The following is a 17,909-nucleotide window of genomic DNA, read 5'->3' as shown; positions in this document are numbered from 1 at the left end:
TAAACTTTCGGGCCCTTAGGGGAAAATAAAATGAATACATATCATGAAAGGATGTGAAGAAATGAAAAAACAACCGAATATTGTTTTTATCGTTTCACTAATTATTTCTGTCGTTTTTGTTATCATAGGAAGTTTATTTCCTACCGAATTCCAAGCTAAGGCTACCGTTATTCAAAATTTCTTACAAGAGAAATTTGGATGGTTCTACCTGCTTTCAGCTACAAGTTTTTTAATTTTTGTATTATATCTAGCTTTTAGTAAGTACGGAAGAATTAAACTTGGAGAGCCAGATGACAAGCCTGAGTACTCAACAGTCACTTGGTTTGCTATGCTGTTTAGTGCTGGTATGGGTATAGGGCTTGTCTTTTGGGGTGTAGCTGAACCAATCAGCCACTTTTATACGCCAGCATCCGGCGAAGGAGGAAATGCTGCCTCTGCTCAAGCTGCGCTTCGATACAGCTTTTTTCATTGGGGATTACACCCTTGGGGAATATACACGTTAATCGGATTGTCACTTGCTTATTTTAAATTTAGAAAAGGTGCACCAGGATTGATCAGTGCAATATTTACTCCATTGTTAGGAGACAGAGTTAATGGACCGATTGGTAAAACGATAGATATTGTTGCTGTCTTTGCCACTATCTTTGGAGTTGCAACTTCTTTAGGACTTGGTGCCGTACAAATTAGTGGTGGTGTTTCTTATTTAACGAACATCTCAAATAACTTCACCACACAATTAATTATTATCGCCATCGTTACTGTATTATTTACTCTTTCTGCTCAAACAGGATTAAACAAAGGAATAAAATATTTAAGTAACTTGAACATTATAATAGCTGTTATTTTAATGGCGTTCTTGCTTTTTGCGTCATCAACGAACTTTATCATGGATGTATTCGTACAATCTCTTGGTAACTATCTGCAGTACCTTCCTAGTATGAGTTTAAAACTCAGTCCGTTCAGACCTAGTGAAGCCGGCTGGATTCAAGGGTGGACAGTCTTCTATTGGGCTTGGTGGATCGCATGGGCACCGTTTGTTGGTACATTTATCGCCCGTGTATCAAAGGGAAGAACCATTCGTGAATTCATTATGGGTGTATTGCTTGTCCCGACCATTTTTGGTGCACTATGGTTTTCAATTTTCGGAGGTGCAGCTCTACATTTAGAAATTTTTAATAATGTTGGTTTAAACAAGATCATTGCAGATAAAGGTACTGAGGTAGCGCTTTTCGCACTATTTGAGCATCTTCCGTTCGGAACGATCATGTCTATATTAGCTATTTTCCTGATCAGTACATTCTTCATTACATCTGCTGATTCAGCTACCTTCGTCCTAGGAATGCAGACAAGTGACGGTCGATTGAATCCTTCTTCTATGACAAAATTCATTTGGGGTATTGTTATAGCAGCGGCAGCATCCATCTTGTTGTATACAGGAGGATTAGAAGGGTTACAAACAGCATCAATCATCGCAGCTTTCCCATTTGCATTTGTATTGATCTTTATGATGATTTCTCTTAAAAAGGCCCTTTCTGAAGAGACAAAATTAAAATAAGCTGTTTATGGTATTCATTGTTGCTACCTAAAGTAGTTGATATACGCTCAGATTTGCTCGTATTCCATGTCGCGTATGGTGAGCGTCATGCGGCTTTTGCGCCATTTCAGAGTCTCGCCACATTGCTTAGGAAGCATCTACGATTATCCAATCATCATTTTACCTGTGACATAAATAAGTGTTAACGATATTGTCATGTTTAGAGCAACTGATTTGTTTATGTTCAATCGCTGGGCTACCAGAAAGTTGAAATACCCAAACATCAACATTAGTATTGTTTCAAAAAAATTATGGTCATGATGTGAGAGAAACAGCACGATTGAATAACCGCACCACATTACAATCTGAATGAAAGTGCATAATAAAACTCTCATCGCTTCCTCCATTTTAACTATATTAATTATTTTGATAGGGACCTAATCAAATTAGAAAAACCCACTGTCTAAATCCTTCTTTTTAGACAAGTGCTTCTAAATAAAGATTATGATGCGATTACTTATATATGATTGAACAGAAAAAAACCCCTTGTGAGCTGCGAACAGCCACAAGGGGTTTTCATTTGTTTATTTATTTTACAATGTGTACAGGAAGTCCGATTGCAACTTCAGCTGCTTCCATAGAAATCTCTCCGAAAGTCGGATGAGCGTGAATCGTCATAGCGATATCTTCAGCAGTCATACCCGCTTCGATCGCTAAACCTAGTTCCGCGATCATATCAGATGCATTTCCACCAGCAATTTGAGCTCCTAGTACAAGTCCATCTTCTTTACGAGTAATAAGTTTCATGAACCCATCTGTCTCGTTCATAGATAGAGCACGACCGTTAGCTGCAAATGGGAATTTAGAAGCTTTCACATCAAATCCTGCTTCTTTAGCAGATTTCTCATCGTAACCAACTGTTGCAAGTTCAGGATCTGTAAACACTACAGCAGGGATAGCCATGTAATCGATCTCTGCAGCATGTCCTGAAATCACTTCCGCTGCTACTTTACCTTCGTAAGAAGCTTTATGAGCAAGTGCTGGACCTTCTACTACATCACCGATTGCATAGATGCCGTTAACACTTGTTTGAGCTTTTTTATTGATTTTGATAAGACCGCGTTCAGTCATTTCAACACCAACTTGCTCAAGACCAAGTTCTTCAGTATTTGGACGACGTCCAACCGTTACGAGAACATAATCAGCTTCAAAAGTCTTAGACTCACCTTTGATCTCAGCTGTTACAGTAACACCGTCTTTAGTTTCTTCAACGCCTTTAGCCATAGCTTCAGTAAATACTTCCACATTGCCTTTTTTCTTTAAGCGTTTAGAAACGACTTGGCTCATTTGCTTTTCAAAACCAGGTAGGATCTGTTTGCTTCCTTCAAGGATTGTTACTTCCGTACCGAAGTTCGCATAAGCTGTTCCAAGCTCCATACCGATATAACCGCCTCCGATAACTACCATCTTTTTAGGGATATCCTGAAGAGCAAGAGCTCCTGTAGAAGAGATAATACGGTCACTCCATTTAAATCCTGGGATTTCAATAGGACGTGAACCAGTAGCGATGATCGCATTTTTGAACGTGTAAGTCTGAGAGTTCTTCTCATCCATAATACGTACAGTGTTTTCATTTACGAAATAAGCCTCACCACGAATGATTTCAACTTTATTTCCTTTTAAAAGTCCTTCAACTCCGCCAGTAAGCTTCTTAACGATGCCTGCTTTCCAGTCTTGAACTTTGCTGAAATCAACTGTTACGTTATCAACAGTAATTCCCATATCTTCAGAGTGATTAGCATGTTCTACACGGTGACCTGCATTAATCAAAGCTTTTGATGGAATACAACCAACGTTCAAACAAACGCCGCCCATTTCTGCCTTTTCCGCAATAGCCACTTTTTGTCCTAATTGTGCTGCACGAATTGCTGCAACATATCCCCCAGGACCTGAACCTATGACAAGTGTGTCTAACTCAATTGGAAAATCTCCTACTACCATCGAATTACGCCTCCATTACTAATAGTTGTGGATCGTTCAATAAACGCTTAATGTGATTCAATGCATTTTGAGCTGTTGCACCATCGATCAGACGGTGGTCAAAGCTAAGAGATAAAGCTAAAACAGGAGCTACTACTACTTCTCCATCTTTAACAACTGCTTTTTCAGCAATACGGCCGATACCTAAGATCGCTACTTCTGGGTGGTTGATTACTGGTGTGAACCATTGACCGCCTGCAGAACCGATATTCGTAATCGTACAAGATCCGCCCTTCATCTCTTCACCAGAAAGCTTACCATCACGTGCTTTAGTAGCTAGTTCATTGATTTCAGAAGAGATTTTGAAGATCGATTTACGATCAGCATCTTTAACAACTGGTACCATTAGTCCGTTATCTGTATCTGCCGCAATACCGATGTTGTAATAGTGCTTGTATACGATTTCTTCGTTTGCATCGTCGATAGATGCATTAAGCACAGGGTATTCACGCAATGCAGAAGTTAATGCTTTTACCACGTATGGAAGATAAGTAAGCTTGATGCCTTTATCAGCAGCAACTTGCTTAAATTTCTTACGGTGTGCAACAAGATCAGTAACGTCCACTTCATCCATAAGTGTAACATGTGGAGCTGTATGTTTGGAGTTAACCATCGCTTTTGAGATCGCTTTTCTAATTCCTTTGATCTTTTCACGAGTTTCCATTTCACCAGCAGGAATTGCTAGAGGCGCTTCTTTCTTCGCTTCAGCTTTAGGAGCTTCTTCAGTAGCTTGTGGTGCTGCTTCTGCTGCTCCGCCGCCACTTACGAATTTGTCGATGTCTTCTTTAAGTACACGGCCGTTATCTCCAGAACCTTGTACTTTACGAATATCTACATCTTTTTCACGAGCATATTTACGAACAGAAGGCATTGCGATAACACGCTTAGATTCGTCTGCTGGTTCTTCTTTAGCTGTATCTTCAGTTTTATCTGTTTTGTCTTCTGATTTGTCAGCTTCTTTAGCTTGATCAGCAGTCACATTCTTTTCTTCTTCAGCTTTAGGTTGTTCCGGAGCTTCATCACCACCGCCATGAGCATCAGCAGGAATTTCACCTTCTGCTTCAATTGTTACTAGAACATCACCAACTACAGATACTGTTCCTTCGTCTACTTTAAGTTCAAGAATTTTACCGTCTACAGGAGATGGGATTTCAACTACAGCTTTATCGTTTTGTACTTCAAGCAGGATATCGTCTTCTTTAACTTCGTCCCCTGCTTTTACAAACCACTTTACAATTTCACCTTCGTGAATTCCTTCTCCAATATCGGGAAGCTTAAATTCAAATGCCACGATTAACGCCTCCTATTTTATAACAATCTTTTTCGTCACTGATGTGAAAGAGCTGAAAGAAACAGTCATGAACTGACGTCTCTTTCAGCTAACATTCATTTTTTCTTAGAAATTGTAGACTTTCTTCGCTTTATCTACAATATCACGATGATCTGGAATCCAAACATCTTCAGCAGAAGCGTACGGGAACACTGTATCTGGTGCAGTTACACGCAATACAGGTGCTTCTAGGTGAAGGATTGCACGATCGTTGATTTCAGCTACAACGAACGCTCCAATACCAGCTTGTTTCTGTGCTTCTTGCACGACAATCGCTCGTCCTGTTTTTTCAACAGACGCCATGATTGTTTCGATATCAAGCGGGCTGATTGTACGAAGGTCGATAACTTCAGCAGAGATGCCTTCTTTTTCTAATTCTTCAGCAGCTTTTAATGATGCGTGAACCATAGCACCGTAAGTAATGATAGATACATCCTTACCTTCACGCTTCACATCTGCTTTCCCAAGTTCGATCGTGTATTCTTCCTCTGGCACTTCGCCACGGAAAGAGCGGTATAATTTCATATGCTCTAGGTAAACTACTGGATCGTTATCACGAATCGCAGAGATTAATAGACCTTTTGCGTCATATGGAGTTGAAGGAATAACAACTTTGATACCAGGAGTTTGGTACATTAAACCTTCAAGGCTGTCTGCATGAAGCTCAGGTGTTTTAACGCCTCCACCAAATGGTGAACGGATTGTTACTGGAGAAGTGTATACCCCGCCTGAACGGTATCTCATACGACCCATTTGTGCAGCAACTGAATCAAATACTTCAAAGACGAAACCAAAAAATTGAATCTCCATTACTGGACGGAAACCTGTAAGCCCTAGACCTATTGCAAGTCCCCCAATTCCAGACTCAGCTAACGGAGTATCAAAAACGCGATCTTCTCCAAATTCTTTTTGAAGTCCTTCAGTAGCACGGAATACTCCACCGTTCTGGCCAACATCTTCACCGAAAACAAGAACTTGTTCATTGCTTTTTAATTCATTGCGCATAGCGTCTGTAATTGCTTGAATCATAGTCATTTGAGCCATATTATTTCGACTCCTTTGCTGTGTATTCTTCTAACTGCTCACGAAGGTTGAACGGAAGGTCTTCAAACATGAAGCCGATAAGGTCAGTAACTTTTTGTTTAGGCGCTCCGTCTGCTTTTTTGATCGCAGCTTTAATATCTTCTTTTGCTTCTTCTACAACTTTGTTTTCTTGCTCTTCAGACCAAAGGTTCTTCTTCTCTAAGAACTTACGGAAACGAACTAGTGGATCTTTCTTTTCCCATTCGTTATCAAGATCTTTTGTACGGTAACGAGTAGGATCATCTCCTGCCATCGTATGTGGTCCGTAACGATAAGTAAGAGTTTCGATCAAAGTAGGACCTTCACCAGAAACTGCACGTTCACGAGCTTGTTGAGTCGCTGCATAAACTGCAAGAACATCCATTCCATCAACTTGAATTCCTTCAATACCAGCTGCAACTGCTTTTTGAGCGATCGTTTTTGCTGCAGATTGCTTTTCAACTGGAACTGAGATAGCAAAACGGTTGTTTTGAACAACAAAAATCGTATTTGCACGGTATGCTCCTGCAAAGTTTAATCCTTCGTAGAAGTCCCCTTGTGATGCTCCACCGTCACCAGTGTAAGTGATACACACGTTCTTTTTACCTTGTTTCTTAAGTCCAAAACCAACACCAGCCGCTTGAATGATTTGAGCACCGATGATGATTTGAGGCATCAATACGTTAACACCTTCAGGAATCTGTCCACCTTGGAAGTGTCCGCGAGACCATAAGAATGCTTGTGTTAATGGGAAGCCGTGGAAAACCATTTGAGGGATATCACGGTATCCTGGAAGAATCCAGTCTTCTTTATCTAAAGCATAGTGAGTTCCAAGCATAGATGCTTCTTGTCCTGCTACTGGAGCATAGAATCCAAGACGCCCTTGTCTGTTTAAAGAGATAGCACGCTGATCCCAAATTCGAGTGTAAACCATGCGGCGCATTAGTTCTTGCAGATCTTCATCAGACAAATTCGGCATTGCCGATTCGTTAACAACTTCTCCGTCTTCAGAAAGAATCTGGAACGTTTCAAATTGATCTTGAACTGCATCAATTGTTTTCGTCATGAAAAGTCACCTCTTCCTTTCTTTTACCCTGTCAATTTTCCCTAATCTTAAAAACATGCACATATTTAACAGGTTGCCCAAAGTGAAACATTTTTAAGACAGGTTTATATTATTAAAAGGCTTTTAGGTATGCCTTTGTGTACCCACCTGAAGTTTTCCCTTGAATTCAAGAGCTAAACCATCTTGCGGCACCCTAACTGTATTACTAATTAATATAAATAGAGTAACACAACAATCCTTTTCACGTAAATTAGTTTACACCACTGCTCATATACAGTCAATCTATAGGTTGTATATAGTTATCACATATTTACGACCTTGTTTCATCAAACGTTTATCCAGTCTCATTAACCTAACTGTTTCATATTAATTTTTCCGCTGTATCAGTCGTTATTAGCTTATTTTTGACAATTGTAGACCACCTTACAAGATAAGATTGAACTAGAATATTGCCCAAAATATTTTATTCCCGTTCTTTTTTATTAAAAATCCTCTATGTTATGATAAGAGGAAATTAAATTAACTTAAAAGTATATCGGCACGGAGGTTTTGCTTGTGTTAACAATGAAAGATGTATTAAGAGAAGGTCACCCAACACTAAGGGGAAAAGCGGTCGAAGTACCTTTTCCATTCTCAGATGAAGACATTAAAACAGCGAATGAGCTTCTTGAATTTGTAAAGAACAGCCAAGATCCAGAGATTGCAGCAAAATATAATTTAAGACCCGGTATCGGAATTGCTGCTCCTCAAATTGGAATCTCAAAACGAATCTTTGCTTTTCATGTTTCTGATGAACATGGGAATTTATACAGTTATGCACTGTTAAATCCGAAAATCATTAGTCATTCGGTTCAGATGACTTATTTAGACGGAGGAGAAGGGTGCTTATCTGTAGACAGAGAAGTACCTGGACTTGTACCTCGATATGCTAAAGTTACGGTAAAAGGATTCACACCTGACGGATCAGAAGTGAGCTTGAAACTAAAAGGACTTCCTGGTATATGTTTTCAACATGAACTTGATCATTTAAACGGCATCATGTTCTTTGACCGAATCAATGAAAAGCAGCCCTTTGAACCTCCTGCAAACTCTGTAGTAATAAGGTAACGATAAAAAAACTCACTAAGCTGACATACCACCTTAGTGAGTTTTTTTTATTCTTTGACGCTCGTTTTTCTATCAAATTATAGATTTTATCTAATGATCCTCTGTTAAGCTACATCGCGATCATCATCAACGAGCATTGCTTCTTCGTCGCTTGGTTTACTTCGCACGAACAAGAAAGTTGCTATTATTGTTGTTATTGCTGCAATCGTATAAGCTATTCCGTTCGAGAGACCGAGGCCGATTGGAGCATTACAAATGTAAGTAACAGTCACCATCGTCATAAAAATGGCGGGCAATGTAGCGATCCAATGATTCTTTTTCGATCTTTTTAAATACATAGCTCCTACCCAAAGAGCTAGCATAGCAGTAGATTGGTTTGCCCATGAAAAATAACGCCATAGTAATGTAAAGTCAATCTTTGTTAATAAAAATGAAATAACGAACATGGGTATCGCAATCCAAAGTCTCGAAGATAGTTTCTTTTGACTGATGTTGAAGTAATCACCTAGTATCATTCTAGCACTTCGGAATGAAGTATCTCCTGAGGTGATTGGTAAAATGATGACACCGATTACCGCAAGCGTTCCTCCAATTGCTCCAAGCATCGTTACTGACACTTCACTAACAACTGCTGCAGGTCCGCCGTCTGCAATAATGCCTGATAATGATTTTCCATCGAATAGACTCATTGCAGCTGCTGCCCAGATCATTGCAATAACAGCTTCTGCTATCATCATGCCATAGAAAATTTTTCTTCCTTCTTTTTCATTTTTAGTTGTTCGTGAAATAATGGGCGATTGTGTAGCGTGAAATCCTGAAAGTGCTCCGCATGAAATGGTCAAGAATAAGAGTGGGAAAATCGGTACGTTATCGGGATGCATATTCTCAAATGAGAGTTCTGGAATCGGTGCACCTGTAACTACTAATCCCCCACCTATTCCAATTGCACTAAGTACGAGCAACGCACCAAAGAATGGATAGACTCTCCCAATAATCTTATCGATTGGTAAGAGTGTAGCAAGAATATAATAAACAAAGATCAATCCAATGATGAGACTTAAACTTACCCAATCTCCCGTAAGATCATGAATTAGCGCTGCTGGAGCACTAACAAAAACTGTTCCTACTAATAATAAAAGAAGAAGAGTAAAACCATTTACAACATGTCTCATCGCATTTCCTAAAAACTTACCTGCGAGTTGTGGTAAATGCGCTCCTCGATTTCGAATAGAAATCATGCCCGTTAAATAATCGTGAACAGCGCCTGCAAATATTGCTCCCAGTACGATCCAAAGAAACGCTACCGGACCATATAATGCACCCATGATAGGTCCAAAAATCGGACCTACTCCTGCAATGTTTAATAATTGAATAAGAGAGTTCGTTTTTGTACCCATCGGGACATAATCAATTCCATCTTCTTGTGCATAAGCAGGGGTCTTTCTTTCCTGTTTTACTCCAAACACTTTTTCAACGTACTTTCCATACGTAAAATAACCAACGACTAACAATACAATTGAAACTAAGAATGTATTCAACCAGATTCCTCCTCACGTTGTATACGCTTACATTCTACACGAAACAAAAAAAACACTCAATTTTAAATTGAATGTTTTCAAGCTGTTCTATCACGTTCCAGGTGTAAAACGTCCTTTTTCTTCTTTTTCTTACCTGTTAGATAGACTCCTACAAAAATAAGCAGCAAGCCCCAAAATGCACTTGAGTGTATTTGTTCATCTAACAAGACGCTACCCCACATGACGGCAGATACAGGCACTAAGTAAGTGACTAGTGTAGCAAACTCGGCTGAACCAGCAGAGATCATATAATAATATAGCAAGTAGGCAATTCCTGAACCAAAGACTCCGAGACCGATAAGGGATAATAAAGTATTGTAGTTAATAGGATTTTCAGGCAATGTCCAACTGTCCGTCAGTATCATCATGAGAGCACTTAGAAGCATACCTGCAAATAGTGTGGAAGAAGCCGTGATCCAAACCGTTGTGTTCTGAAGATGTTTTTTTGCGTATTGTGAACTATATCCATAGCAACACGTAGCTACGAGCATCAAAACAATCCCTAAGCCCAACTGATTCTTAGTCAGTCCAGGAGCATCAATGTCCATTAACAATAAAATACCTACAAAACCGACGAGTACCCCACCCCATTGTTTCCATTGCAATGATATGGAGAAAAAGAACACACCCATCATTGACGTCCAAATCGGAGTAGTAGCATTTAATATAGCGGTATACCCGCTATCTAAAAAAGTTTCGCTCCAAGCAATCAGTCCCCAAGGAAGACCAGCATTCAAAAAACCTACAAGAAGCAACTTTTTCACGGGAAGTGTTTTCCAGTGAACAGCTTGCTTGCTAATCATAAACAAAGGAACGATTGTCAATATTCCTAGCAAACATCGAATAAATACAATCTGCCATGGATCGAAAATACCAAGTAAGACTTTTATAAATAAAAAAGACATTCCCCATATCAAACTTAAGACAAAGAGGGCAGAATATAATTTCATTGGTTAACCCCTTCTCATATAAAATATAGCAAATAAAAATGTAACAATTTCCCTCCAAAAATATCGATTCAACTACACATACTAGTAATAAAAAGAGTCGTGGAGGGTAATAAATGAAGATGAGAACGCGCTTATTAAAAAGACTTAGGAAATGGGTAAGACAACAAAATAATAACGGGAAATTAATTCTTAACTAGGTTAAGTTTCTCTCTTAACTAAAGTAATTATATAGGATAATACCTATAGGTTAACAGTTATTATTTTTATATTTTTATGGATTTCAAATGAAGCATTATGAAAAAACATGAAAAACATGTCACTTTCCTTTATAATAGGACGAAGATACTCAAAAACTACAGACCGGTAAGGAGACATGAAATATGATTTTTAAAGTATTTTTTCAAACTAGCTTAACAGAGGTTCCTGTTCGTGAACACACTCAAACAGTATATGTAGAAGCTGAAACAATTAACGACGTACGTAAAAAGCTTGCTGATCGCAAATACAACATTGAATACATACAAGAAATTAACGGTAAATTTCTTGAGTATGAAAAAGACACGAATTCATTGGAATTGGAGAATGTATAATTTATGAAATTTGTAAAAAATCATCAAGCCGCCGTTTTCGCACTTGGCGGTCTAGGAGAAATCGGTAAAAATACGTATGCCGTTCAATTTCAAGATGAGATCATCCTTATTGATGCAGGAATTAAATTTCCAGAAGATGAACTTTTAGGAATTGATTACGTAATACCAGATTACACGTATCTTGTTAAGAACGAAGAAAAGATCAAAGGGTTATTTATCACACATGGACACGAAGATCATATTGGCGGTATTCCTTATCTTTTAAGACAAGTGAACATCCCTATCTATGGTGGTAAACTCGCGCTTGCTCTGATCAAGAACAAACTAGACGAACACGGTTTGCTGCGTAGGGCACAGTTACATGAAATTACTGAGGACGATGTGATCAAATTCCGTAAAACATCTGTAAGTTTCTTTAGAACTACTCACAGTATTCCAGATTCTTATGGACTTGTAGTGAAAACGCCACCAGGAAACATCGTTCATACTGGTGACTTTAAATTTGACTTCACGCCTGTTGGTGAACCTGCGAACTTAACAAAGATGGCAGAGATCGGAAAAGAAGGTGTACTCTGCTTACTTTCTGATTCCACAAACAGTGAGGTTCCTGGGTTTACACTTTCAGAGAGACGTGTCGGAGAAAGCATTCAAGACATCTTCAGAAAAATGGAAGGCCGAGTGATCTTCGCTACATTTGCTTCAAACATTCATAGATTGCAGCAAGTGGTTGAAGCTTCTGTTGCAAACAATAGAAAAATTGCTGTGTTTGGCCGTAGTATGGATTCTGCCATTACCGTTGGACAAGAGCTTGGTTTTATTAAAGCACCTAAAAATACGTTTGTTGATGCAAATCAGATCAATCGTCTGCCTGATAACCAAGTTACTATTCTATGTACAGGTAGCCAAGGTGAACCAATGGCAGCTCTCTCAAGAATCGCTAACGGAACACATAGACAGATTCAAATCATTCCTGGAGATACAGTTGTCTTCTCATCCTCACCTATTCCAGGAAATGCATTAAGTGTAAGTAAGACGATCAACCAGTTGTTCCGTGCAGGTGCAGAAGTGATTCATGGATCATTAAATGATATCCATACATCGGGTCATGGTGGGCAGCAAGAACAAAAGCTTATGTTACGTCTTATGAAGCCTAAGTTCTTTATGCCGATTCATGGTGAATATCGAATGCTTAAGATGCACACGAAACTTGCTTCTGATTGTGATGTTCCTTCTCAGAATTCATTTGTAATGGATAATGGCGAAGTATTAGCTCTTTCTCATAACGAGGCGATGGTAGCAGGAAAGATTCCTTCCGGTTCTGTCTATGTCGATGGAAGTGGAATTGGTGATATCGGAAACATCGTTCTTCGAGATCGTAAAATTCTTTCAGAGGAAGGTCTCGTAGTCGTAGTCGTTAGTATGGACATGAAAGAGTTTAGAATTGAAGCAGGACCTGATATTATTTCAAGAGGGTTTGTTTATATGCGTGAGTCTGGAGACTTGATTCACGATGCTCAAAGTCTTCTAAGCAAACATCTAGAAACGATCATGAACGAAAAAAGAACCACACAATGGTCTGAGATCAAGAATGAAATCACAGATACATTGTCACCTTTCTTATATGAAAAAACGAAGAGACGCCCAATGATTCTTCCTATCATCATGGAGATTTAGTTTCATAATAAAAACCGTTCCCTGTTTCAAGGGTAACGGTTTTTTTTATTCTTCATTTGCCATTTGTTTTTCTAAGCGATTGATGTCTTTATCTCCACCGATTACGATCAATACATCTCCTTGATGAATGTTCTGGTCAGCCTGTGGGGAAACGAATATGTCTTTTCCTCGTTTGACAGCCACAACGTTACAACCATATTTAGCCCTTATATCTAACTCGATCAAAGACTTATTGTTCATCTTTTTGGTTGCGACCAATTCAACAATGCTATGTTCATCGGATAGTTCTAAATAATCAAGAACGTTGTTCGAGACGATTTGATGAGCGATCCTAACACCCATATCACGCTCTGGATGAATGATTTTATCTGCTCCGATCTTTCTTAATACCTTTTCATGATAATCATTTTGAGCTTTAACCGTGATCTTTTCTACACCCATCTCTTTTAGAATCAGTGTTGTAAGAATAGACGATTGCAGGTTGTCACCAATCGCCACCACAACATGCTGAAAGTTTCTGATCCCAAGACTTTTCAATACACCTTCATCTGTAGAATCGGCAATTACAGCGTGTGTAACAACGTTGGAAAACTCGTTTACTCGATCTTCATCGATATCAATCGCTAAGACTTCCATTCCTTGATCGGCCAATGCTTTACACATACTACCGCCGAAACGACCTAGTCCGATTACAGCATATTGCTTTTTCAAAGTCCATCACTCCAATCTCTCGCGGTATAGCCTTATTTTACCACATTATTTGAAAATCAATCTCTAACTAATACCTCTTATGTAAAATTCACAGAATATGTTCGCGTTTTCATTATTAATTACAAAAATAACCCAAGAACAACGTCTTGGGTTATGAAATGTACGCTATTTAACGATTAAAGAGTCTTTTGACCAGGCTTCCAGTTTGCTGGGCAAAGTCCACCTGTTTGAAGTGCTTGAAGTACACGTAATGTTTCATCAACATCACGGCCAATGTTGTTATGGTTAACAACAGAGTACATTAATTCACCCTCTGGAGAGATGATGAATAAACCGCGAAGAGCAATACCTTCTTCTTCGATTAGTACACCGTAATCACGAGCTACAGTGTGGTTAGTATCAGCTGCTAGAGAATATTTTAACTCACCTAGACCATTCATGTCACGTGGCGTGTTGATCCAAGCTTTGTGAGTGTGGATTGTATCTGTAGAAACACCAATTACATCAGCATCTAAATCTTCGAACTCGTCAAAACGGTCGCTAAGTGATGTGATTTCTGTAGGACAAACGAAAGTGAAGTCCATAGGATAGAAGAAAAGAACAGTCCACTTGTCATTCTTCATGTTTTCTTCTAAGCTAACTTTTCCAAATTCTTTGTTAGGTAATACTGCATCCATTTCAAATCTAGGTGCTTGTTTTGCTACCATACGTTCTGCCATAGGTGAAAATCCCTCCAAAAAAACTGTTTTATTTACATGGGTAATTATAGTACAGTCCTTATTTTTAGTCAATGTTAAATAATAATTAATTTAAATAAGGAAAGTTGTTCCCACGTCTTAACTTCTCCTTAATCATAGCAACTTAAACTAAAAATGTGAAATTATCCGCTCATTTCAGATTCTATTCATTCTCAATAAAGAGTTTATATTGAGGATTTCAAGGGAACTCTTTATTTTAATTAGGAGGGATTCATATGCCGTATGATTCACTTAAAGATCTGCCTGAGGGAGTAAGAGATCACCTTCCTCATCACGGTCAGGAAATATATAAGGAAGCATTCAATTCTGCACTTGAAGAATACAAAGAAGAAGAGACAGCTCATAAGGTAGCATGGAGCGCAGTAAAACATAAATATGAAAAAACAGAAAATGGGCAATGGAAAAGTAAAGACTCCTGAACAATGTTCAGGAGTCTTTACTAGTATCAGCATTCTTTTCTTCTGATATCTTTTCAATTCCAATTTTTTTAATCTGTCTGCCATCCAGCTCTAAAATCGTAAATCGATAACTTTCGTAATTAAACGAATGGTTTGTTTCTAAATCAACAGACCTGGTTAGGACCCACCCACCAATAGTATCGATTTCACTGTTATCAATATCGAGTGCAAATAATTCATTGATCTGTGAGATGAGCACTTTACCGTCCACTACCGTTTGATTTTGATCGATTTGTTGAATTTCGGGTTCTTCATCGATATCAAATTCATCTCTGATCTCCCCAACGATTTCTTCTAAGATGTCTTCAACCGTAACAATTCCTGCAGTTCCTCCGTACTCGTCTACGAGCACCGCCATATGTGTCTGATCTTTTTGCATTTTGACTAGCAGTTTTTGAATCGGTATAGATTCATGGACGGTAATAATGGGACGAATATAGTCATTTAAGTCAAAATTTTCTTTGCTGAAATTTTCGTTAAAGAATTCTTTAATGTTTACAATCCCTACAATATGATCTTTATCATCATGCCCAACAGGATATCTCGTAAACTTTTCTTCACGCATGATCGCCATGTTCTGTTCACACGTATTTTCTAGAAATAAACAGACCATCTCTGTTCGAGGAATCATGATTTCTTTCGCTACACGGTCATCAAATTCAAAAATTCTGTTCACATAACGGTATTCTGATTGATTGATCTCTCCACCCTGTAAACTTTCAGAAAGAATAAGACGCAACTCTTCTTCTGTATGTACTACTTCATGTTCACTAGCTGGACTAATGCCAAACATCCGTGTCAAAAGATTCGCTGATCCATTTAGCAAGAAAATAAAAGGATACATAACCTTATAAAACAGGATAATTGGTTTTGCTGTAGCTAACGAGACCATCTCAGCTTTTTGAATCGCAACTGTTTTCGGTGCCAATTCACCTAGTACCACGTGTAAGAATGTAATTAAGAAAAAGGCGATTGAAAACGAGAGCGTGTGCGTGAGGCCTTCAGTCAAACCAGCGTTTTCAAATAAGGGTCTTAAAAAGATTTCAACAGTCGGTTCACCCAACCACCCAAGTCCTAATGCTGTAATCGTTATTCCTAACTGACAGGCTGACAAATAACCGTCAAGATTTCCGATAACTTTTTGTGCAGCGATCGCTTTACTATTACCCTCTGAAGCTAAATGGTCAATTCGAGTTCTTCGTACTTTTACGATGGCAAATTCAGTGACTACAAAAAATGCGGTTAATACAATAAGTAAAATAATCATGATTACATTTACGATTGGCATATGGACCTCCCCATCTGCTGCTAAACAACATATATTTTTGTGATTGGTCAATTAATTCCCTGTTAAAACGTGCGTTAAACAGAAATAAAGGGGCAGCATGGCTGTCCCCAGGAGTGTTATGATTGTAATCTGCTTTCAACAGCCTGACATACTTCATCAGCTGACATGCCATGAGCATTTAACACAGAACCTTGTGTTGCTGCATTTTGAATGCCCATAACGTTCTGATCCTGTCCGGAAATTACACAGCAATCACAGCCGTTCGCGTCTTGTTCTTGACGAAGTTCTACTACATCATATCCCTTTGATCGCAAAGCATCTGATACATTCGATAACGATTGTTCTACACCAATTCTAGCCATATTCCCACCTCCTTACTTTTCTTAATGTTTCCAACTCATATTGGGAATATGTAAGGCAGAATGAAGTGTTGCTCTAAGCACGCATGTCGATATATGGCGTTATGTGTCGATTAGCAGATAAATCATAAAAACTTTTGGATGGAGCACCGAAACTTGTGGATTGACGGTTAAAATTCGTGGAGAGTAGGGTGAATTTCGTGGATTAAGCGTGCTTAAGTGTCTTACACCCGGGAAATGCACAAACAAAAAACGGCCGAAGTGGCCGTTTTCCTACATTCTACTCCCTTTAAAGAGGAAATATTGAATTAATAGATCTACCGCATGCTGAATCGCTTCTTCATGCGGCTTTAACTTAGAATGATGAAGACCATATTGGGTATCAACCCCAAGCCAGAACATGAAACCAGGGATTTTTTCTAAAAAGTATCCATAGTCTTCACCTGTCATAGCTTCTTTGCATTCAATAACATTCACAGTTCCTTGCTGCTTAGCAAATTTCATGAATTCTCTAGTTAAGATCGGTTCATTATCTACTTGACGGTAGTTTGAACCATAATCAATCGCGGTCTCGCATTCAAAACTGCCTGAAATACCTTCAACTAGGGCTTCAATTCTCTTTTTAACCTTATCCATCGCTTCTGGAGACAAAGTTCGAATCGTGCCTTCTAGCCTTGCTTTTTCAGCGATAATATTTTGTTTGGTTCCACCCGTTATCTTGCCGATCGTAACAACTGCAGAATCCAGTGGATCAATATTACGTGAAACGATCGATTGCATCTGTGTAACCAGATGGCTTGCGGCAACTACCATATCGTTGCTTAAGTGCGGATAAGCAGCATGACCGCCTTTTCCGATCAGATCGATAAACAATTCAGATGTATTCGCAAATAATAATCCTTCCTTTACAGCAATCGTACCGACCGGATATTCCGGTGCGATGTGAAGCGCTGTGATCATGTCAGGTTGCAGCTGTTTAAACAGCTCACTCTCTCTCATCGGGAGGGCTCCCCCTGGTCCTTCTTCTGCAGGCTGAAAAATAAATAACAGATGGTCATCTATCGGGTTCTGTGCAAAATGAGACAATAAACCGATCGCAATCGTCATATGAATATCGTGTCCACAGGCATGCATCATTCCTTCATGAAGGGAAGAAAATTCATAACCAGTTTCTTCAACAATAGGCAGTCCATCCATATCTGTTCGATAAGCGATCGTTTTTGAGGGATTTCTTCCGATCACTTTTACATATATACCCGTTTCCCACGTGTAAACTTCAAGATGATTCTGAGGAAAAGTAGAGATGAGATCAAGGATATAACTCTGAGTTTTAAACTCTAAAAATCCTAGCTCCGGTATACGGTGCAAGTCTTTTCTTATCTCAAGCAACGATTTCATCTTCTCT

16 protein-coding genes are annotated in these 17,909 nt (G+C 38.9%); 5 read left to right on the top strand and 11 right to left on the bottom strand.

The window, feature by feature from the left end; translation table 11 throughout:
- The first annotated feature begins 61 nt into the window (after window positions 1-61).
- Entirely contained in the window at window positions 62-1,555 is a 1,494-nt protein-coding gene (locus H9648_RS18575) for a glycine betaine uptake BCCT transporter (RefSeq protein ID WP_191755262.1), read from the top strand.
- A 567-nt stretch (window positions 1,556-2,122) separates the two neighbouring features.
- On the opposite strand, the gene lpdA is transcribed toward H9648_RS18575, so the two are convergent.
- The 4 genes from lpdA to pdhA form a co-directional block, all read right to left on the bottom strand.
- The gene (gene lpdA, locus H9648_RS18570; protein WP_191755261.1) at window positions 2,123-3,535 is read right to left on the bottom strand and encodes a dihydrolipoyl dehydrogenase; all 1,413 of its coding nucleotides are present in this window, start codon (window positions 3,533-3,535) and stop codon (window positions 2,123-2,125) included.
- 4 nt (window positions 3,536-3,539) lie between these two features.
- Window positions 3,540-4,865 (bottom strand): dihydrolipoamide acetyltransferase family protein, encoded by a 1,326-nt coding sequence (locus H9648_RS18565; RefSeq protein WP_191755260.1) that lies wholly within the window; start codon window positions 4,863-4,865, stop codon window positions 3,540-3,542.
- 105 nt (window positions 4,866-4,970) lie between these two features.
- Window positions 4,971-5,948 (bottom strand): alpha-ketoacid dehydrogenase subunit beta, encoded by a 978-nt coding sequence (locus H9648_RS18560; RefSeq protein ID WP_144701024.1) that lies wholly within the window; start codon window positions 5,946-5,948, stop codon window positions 4,971-4,973.
- Window position 5,949: 1 nt separating this feature from the next.
- Window positions 5,950-7,032, bottom strand: coding sequence for a pyruvate dehydrogenase (acetyl-transferring) E1 component subunit alpha (gene pdhA, locus H9648_RS18555; protein WP_066393280.1), 1,083 nt, complete (start codon window positions 7,030-7,032; stop codon window positions 5,950-5,952).
- A gap of 555 nt (window positions 7,033-7,587) precedes the next feature.
- On the opposite strand from pdhA, the gene def reads away from it, so the two are divergent.
- Window positions 7,588-8,139, top strand: a complete 552-nt coding sequence (gene def / locus H9648_RS18550) for a peptide deformylase (protein WP_191755259.1) — start codon at window positions 7,588-7,590, stop codon at window positions 8,137-8,139.
- 104 nt (window positions 8,140-8,243) lie between these two features.
- Here the strand turns inward: def and H9648_RS18545 are convergent, their stop codons facing one another.
- Together H9648_RS18545 and H9648_RS18540 are read right to left on the bottom strand one after the other, a co-directional pair.
- Window positions 8,244-9,677: a carbon starvation CstA family protein gene (locus H9648_RS18545; RefSeq protein ID WP_191755258.1), complete on the bottom strand. Its 1,434-nt coding sequence runs from the start codon at window positions 9,675-9,677 to the stop codon at window positions 8,244-8,246.
- 77 nt (window positions 9,678-9,754) lie between these two features.
- Complete coding sequence (locus tag H9648_RS18540; protein ID WP_191755257.1) at window positions 9,755-10,666, bottom strand: DMT family transporter; 912 nt, start codon at window positions 10,664-10,666, stop codon at window positions 9,755-9,757.
- Between the two features lie 380 nt (window positions 10,667-11,046).
- Between H9648_RS18540 and H9648_RS18535 the strand changes: the two genes are divergently transcribed.
- The gene (locus tag H9648_RS18535; RefSeq protein WP_144701031.1) at window positions 11,047-11,256 is read left to right on the top strand and encodes a DNA-dependent RNA polymerase subunit epsilon; all 210 of its coding nucleotides are present in this window, start codon (window positions 11,047-11,049) and stop codon (window positions 11,254-11,256) included.
- A 3-nt stretch (window positions 11,257-11,259) separates the two neighbouring features.
- A complete protein-coding gene (gene rnjA / locus H9648_RS18530; RefSeq protein WP_191755256.1) occupies window positions 11,260-12,930 on the top strand; it encodes a ribonuclease J1 in 1,671 nt (556 codons plus the stop codon).
- 45 nt (window positions 12,931-12,975) lie between these two features.
- Here the strand turns inward: rnjA and H9648_RS18525 are convergent, their stop codons facing one another.
- Both H9648_RS18525 and H9648_RS18520 read right to left on the bottom strand, forming a co-directional pair.
- Window positions 12,976-13,641 carry a potassium channel family protein gene (locus tag H9648_RS18525; RefSeq protein WP_137789795.1) on the bottom strand — a complete coding sequence of 222 codons (666 nt, stop codon included), beginning with the start codon at window positions 13,639-13,641 and terminating at the stop codon, window positions 12,976-12,978.
- A gap of 176 nt (window positions 13,642-13,817) precedes the next feature.
- Window positions 13,818-14,360: a peroxiredoxin gene (locus H9648_RS18520; protein WP_066393264.1), complete on the bottom strand. Its 543-nt coding sequence runs from the start codon at window positions 14,358-14,360 to the stop codon at window positions 13,818-13,820.
- Window positions 14,361-14,614: 254 nt separating this feature from the next.
- Here H9648_RS18520 and H9648_RS18515 point away from each other — a divergent pair, with 254 nt between their 5' ends.
- Window positions 14,615-14,818 carry a ChaB family protein gene (locus tag H9648_RS18515; RefSeq protein ID WP_137789796.1) on the top strand — a complete coding sequence of 68 codons (204 nt, stop codon included), beginning with the start codon at window positions 14,615-14,617 and terminating at the stop codon, window positions 14,816-14,818.
- A gap of 7 nt (window positions 14,819-14,825) precedes the next feature.
- Here H9648_RS18515 and H9648_RS18510 read toward each other — a convergent pair whose 3' ends face one another.
- From H9648_RS18510 to H9648_RS18500, 3 genes are all read right to left on the bottom strand, one after another.
- The gene (locus tag H9648_RS18510; protein ID WP_191755255.1) at window positions 14,826-16,145 is read right to left on the bottom strand and encodes a hemolysin family protein; all 1,320 of its coding nucleotides are present in this window, start codon (window positions 16,143-16,145) and stop codon (window positions 14,826-14,828) included.
- A 116-nt stretch (window positions 16,146-16,261) separates the two neighbouring features.
- On the bottom strand, window positions 16,262-16,507 hold the full coding sequence (locus H9648_RS18505; RefSeq protein WP_137789798.1) for a YkuS family protein: 246 nt from the start codon (window positions 16,505-16,507) through the stop codon (window positions 16,262-16,264).
- Window positions 16,508-16,777: 270 nt separating this feature from the next.
- Entirely contained in the window at window positions 16,778-17,902 is a 1,125-nt protein-coding gene (locus tag H9648_RS18500; protein WP_191755254.1) for an N-acetyldiaminopimelate deacetylase, read from the bottom strand.
- Window positions 17,903-17,909: the final 7 nt, after the last annotated feature.

Origin of the sequence: Fictibacillus norfolkensis (genome assembly GCF_014836645.1) — a bacterium.
In the GTDB taxonomy this organism is placed as follows: Bacteria; Bacillota; Bacilli; order Bacillales; family Fictibacillaceae; genus Fictibacillus; species Fictibacillus norfolkensis.
Note: the sequence above shows the minus strand (reverse complement) of the source record. Positions and strands in the feature narration are given on the sequence as shown.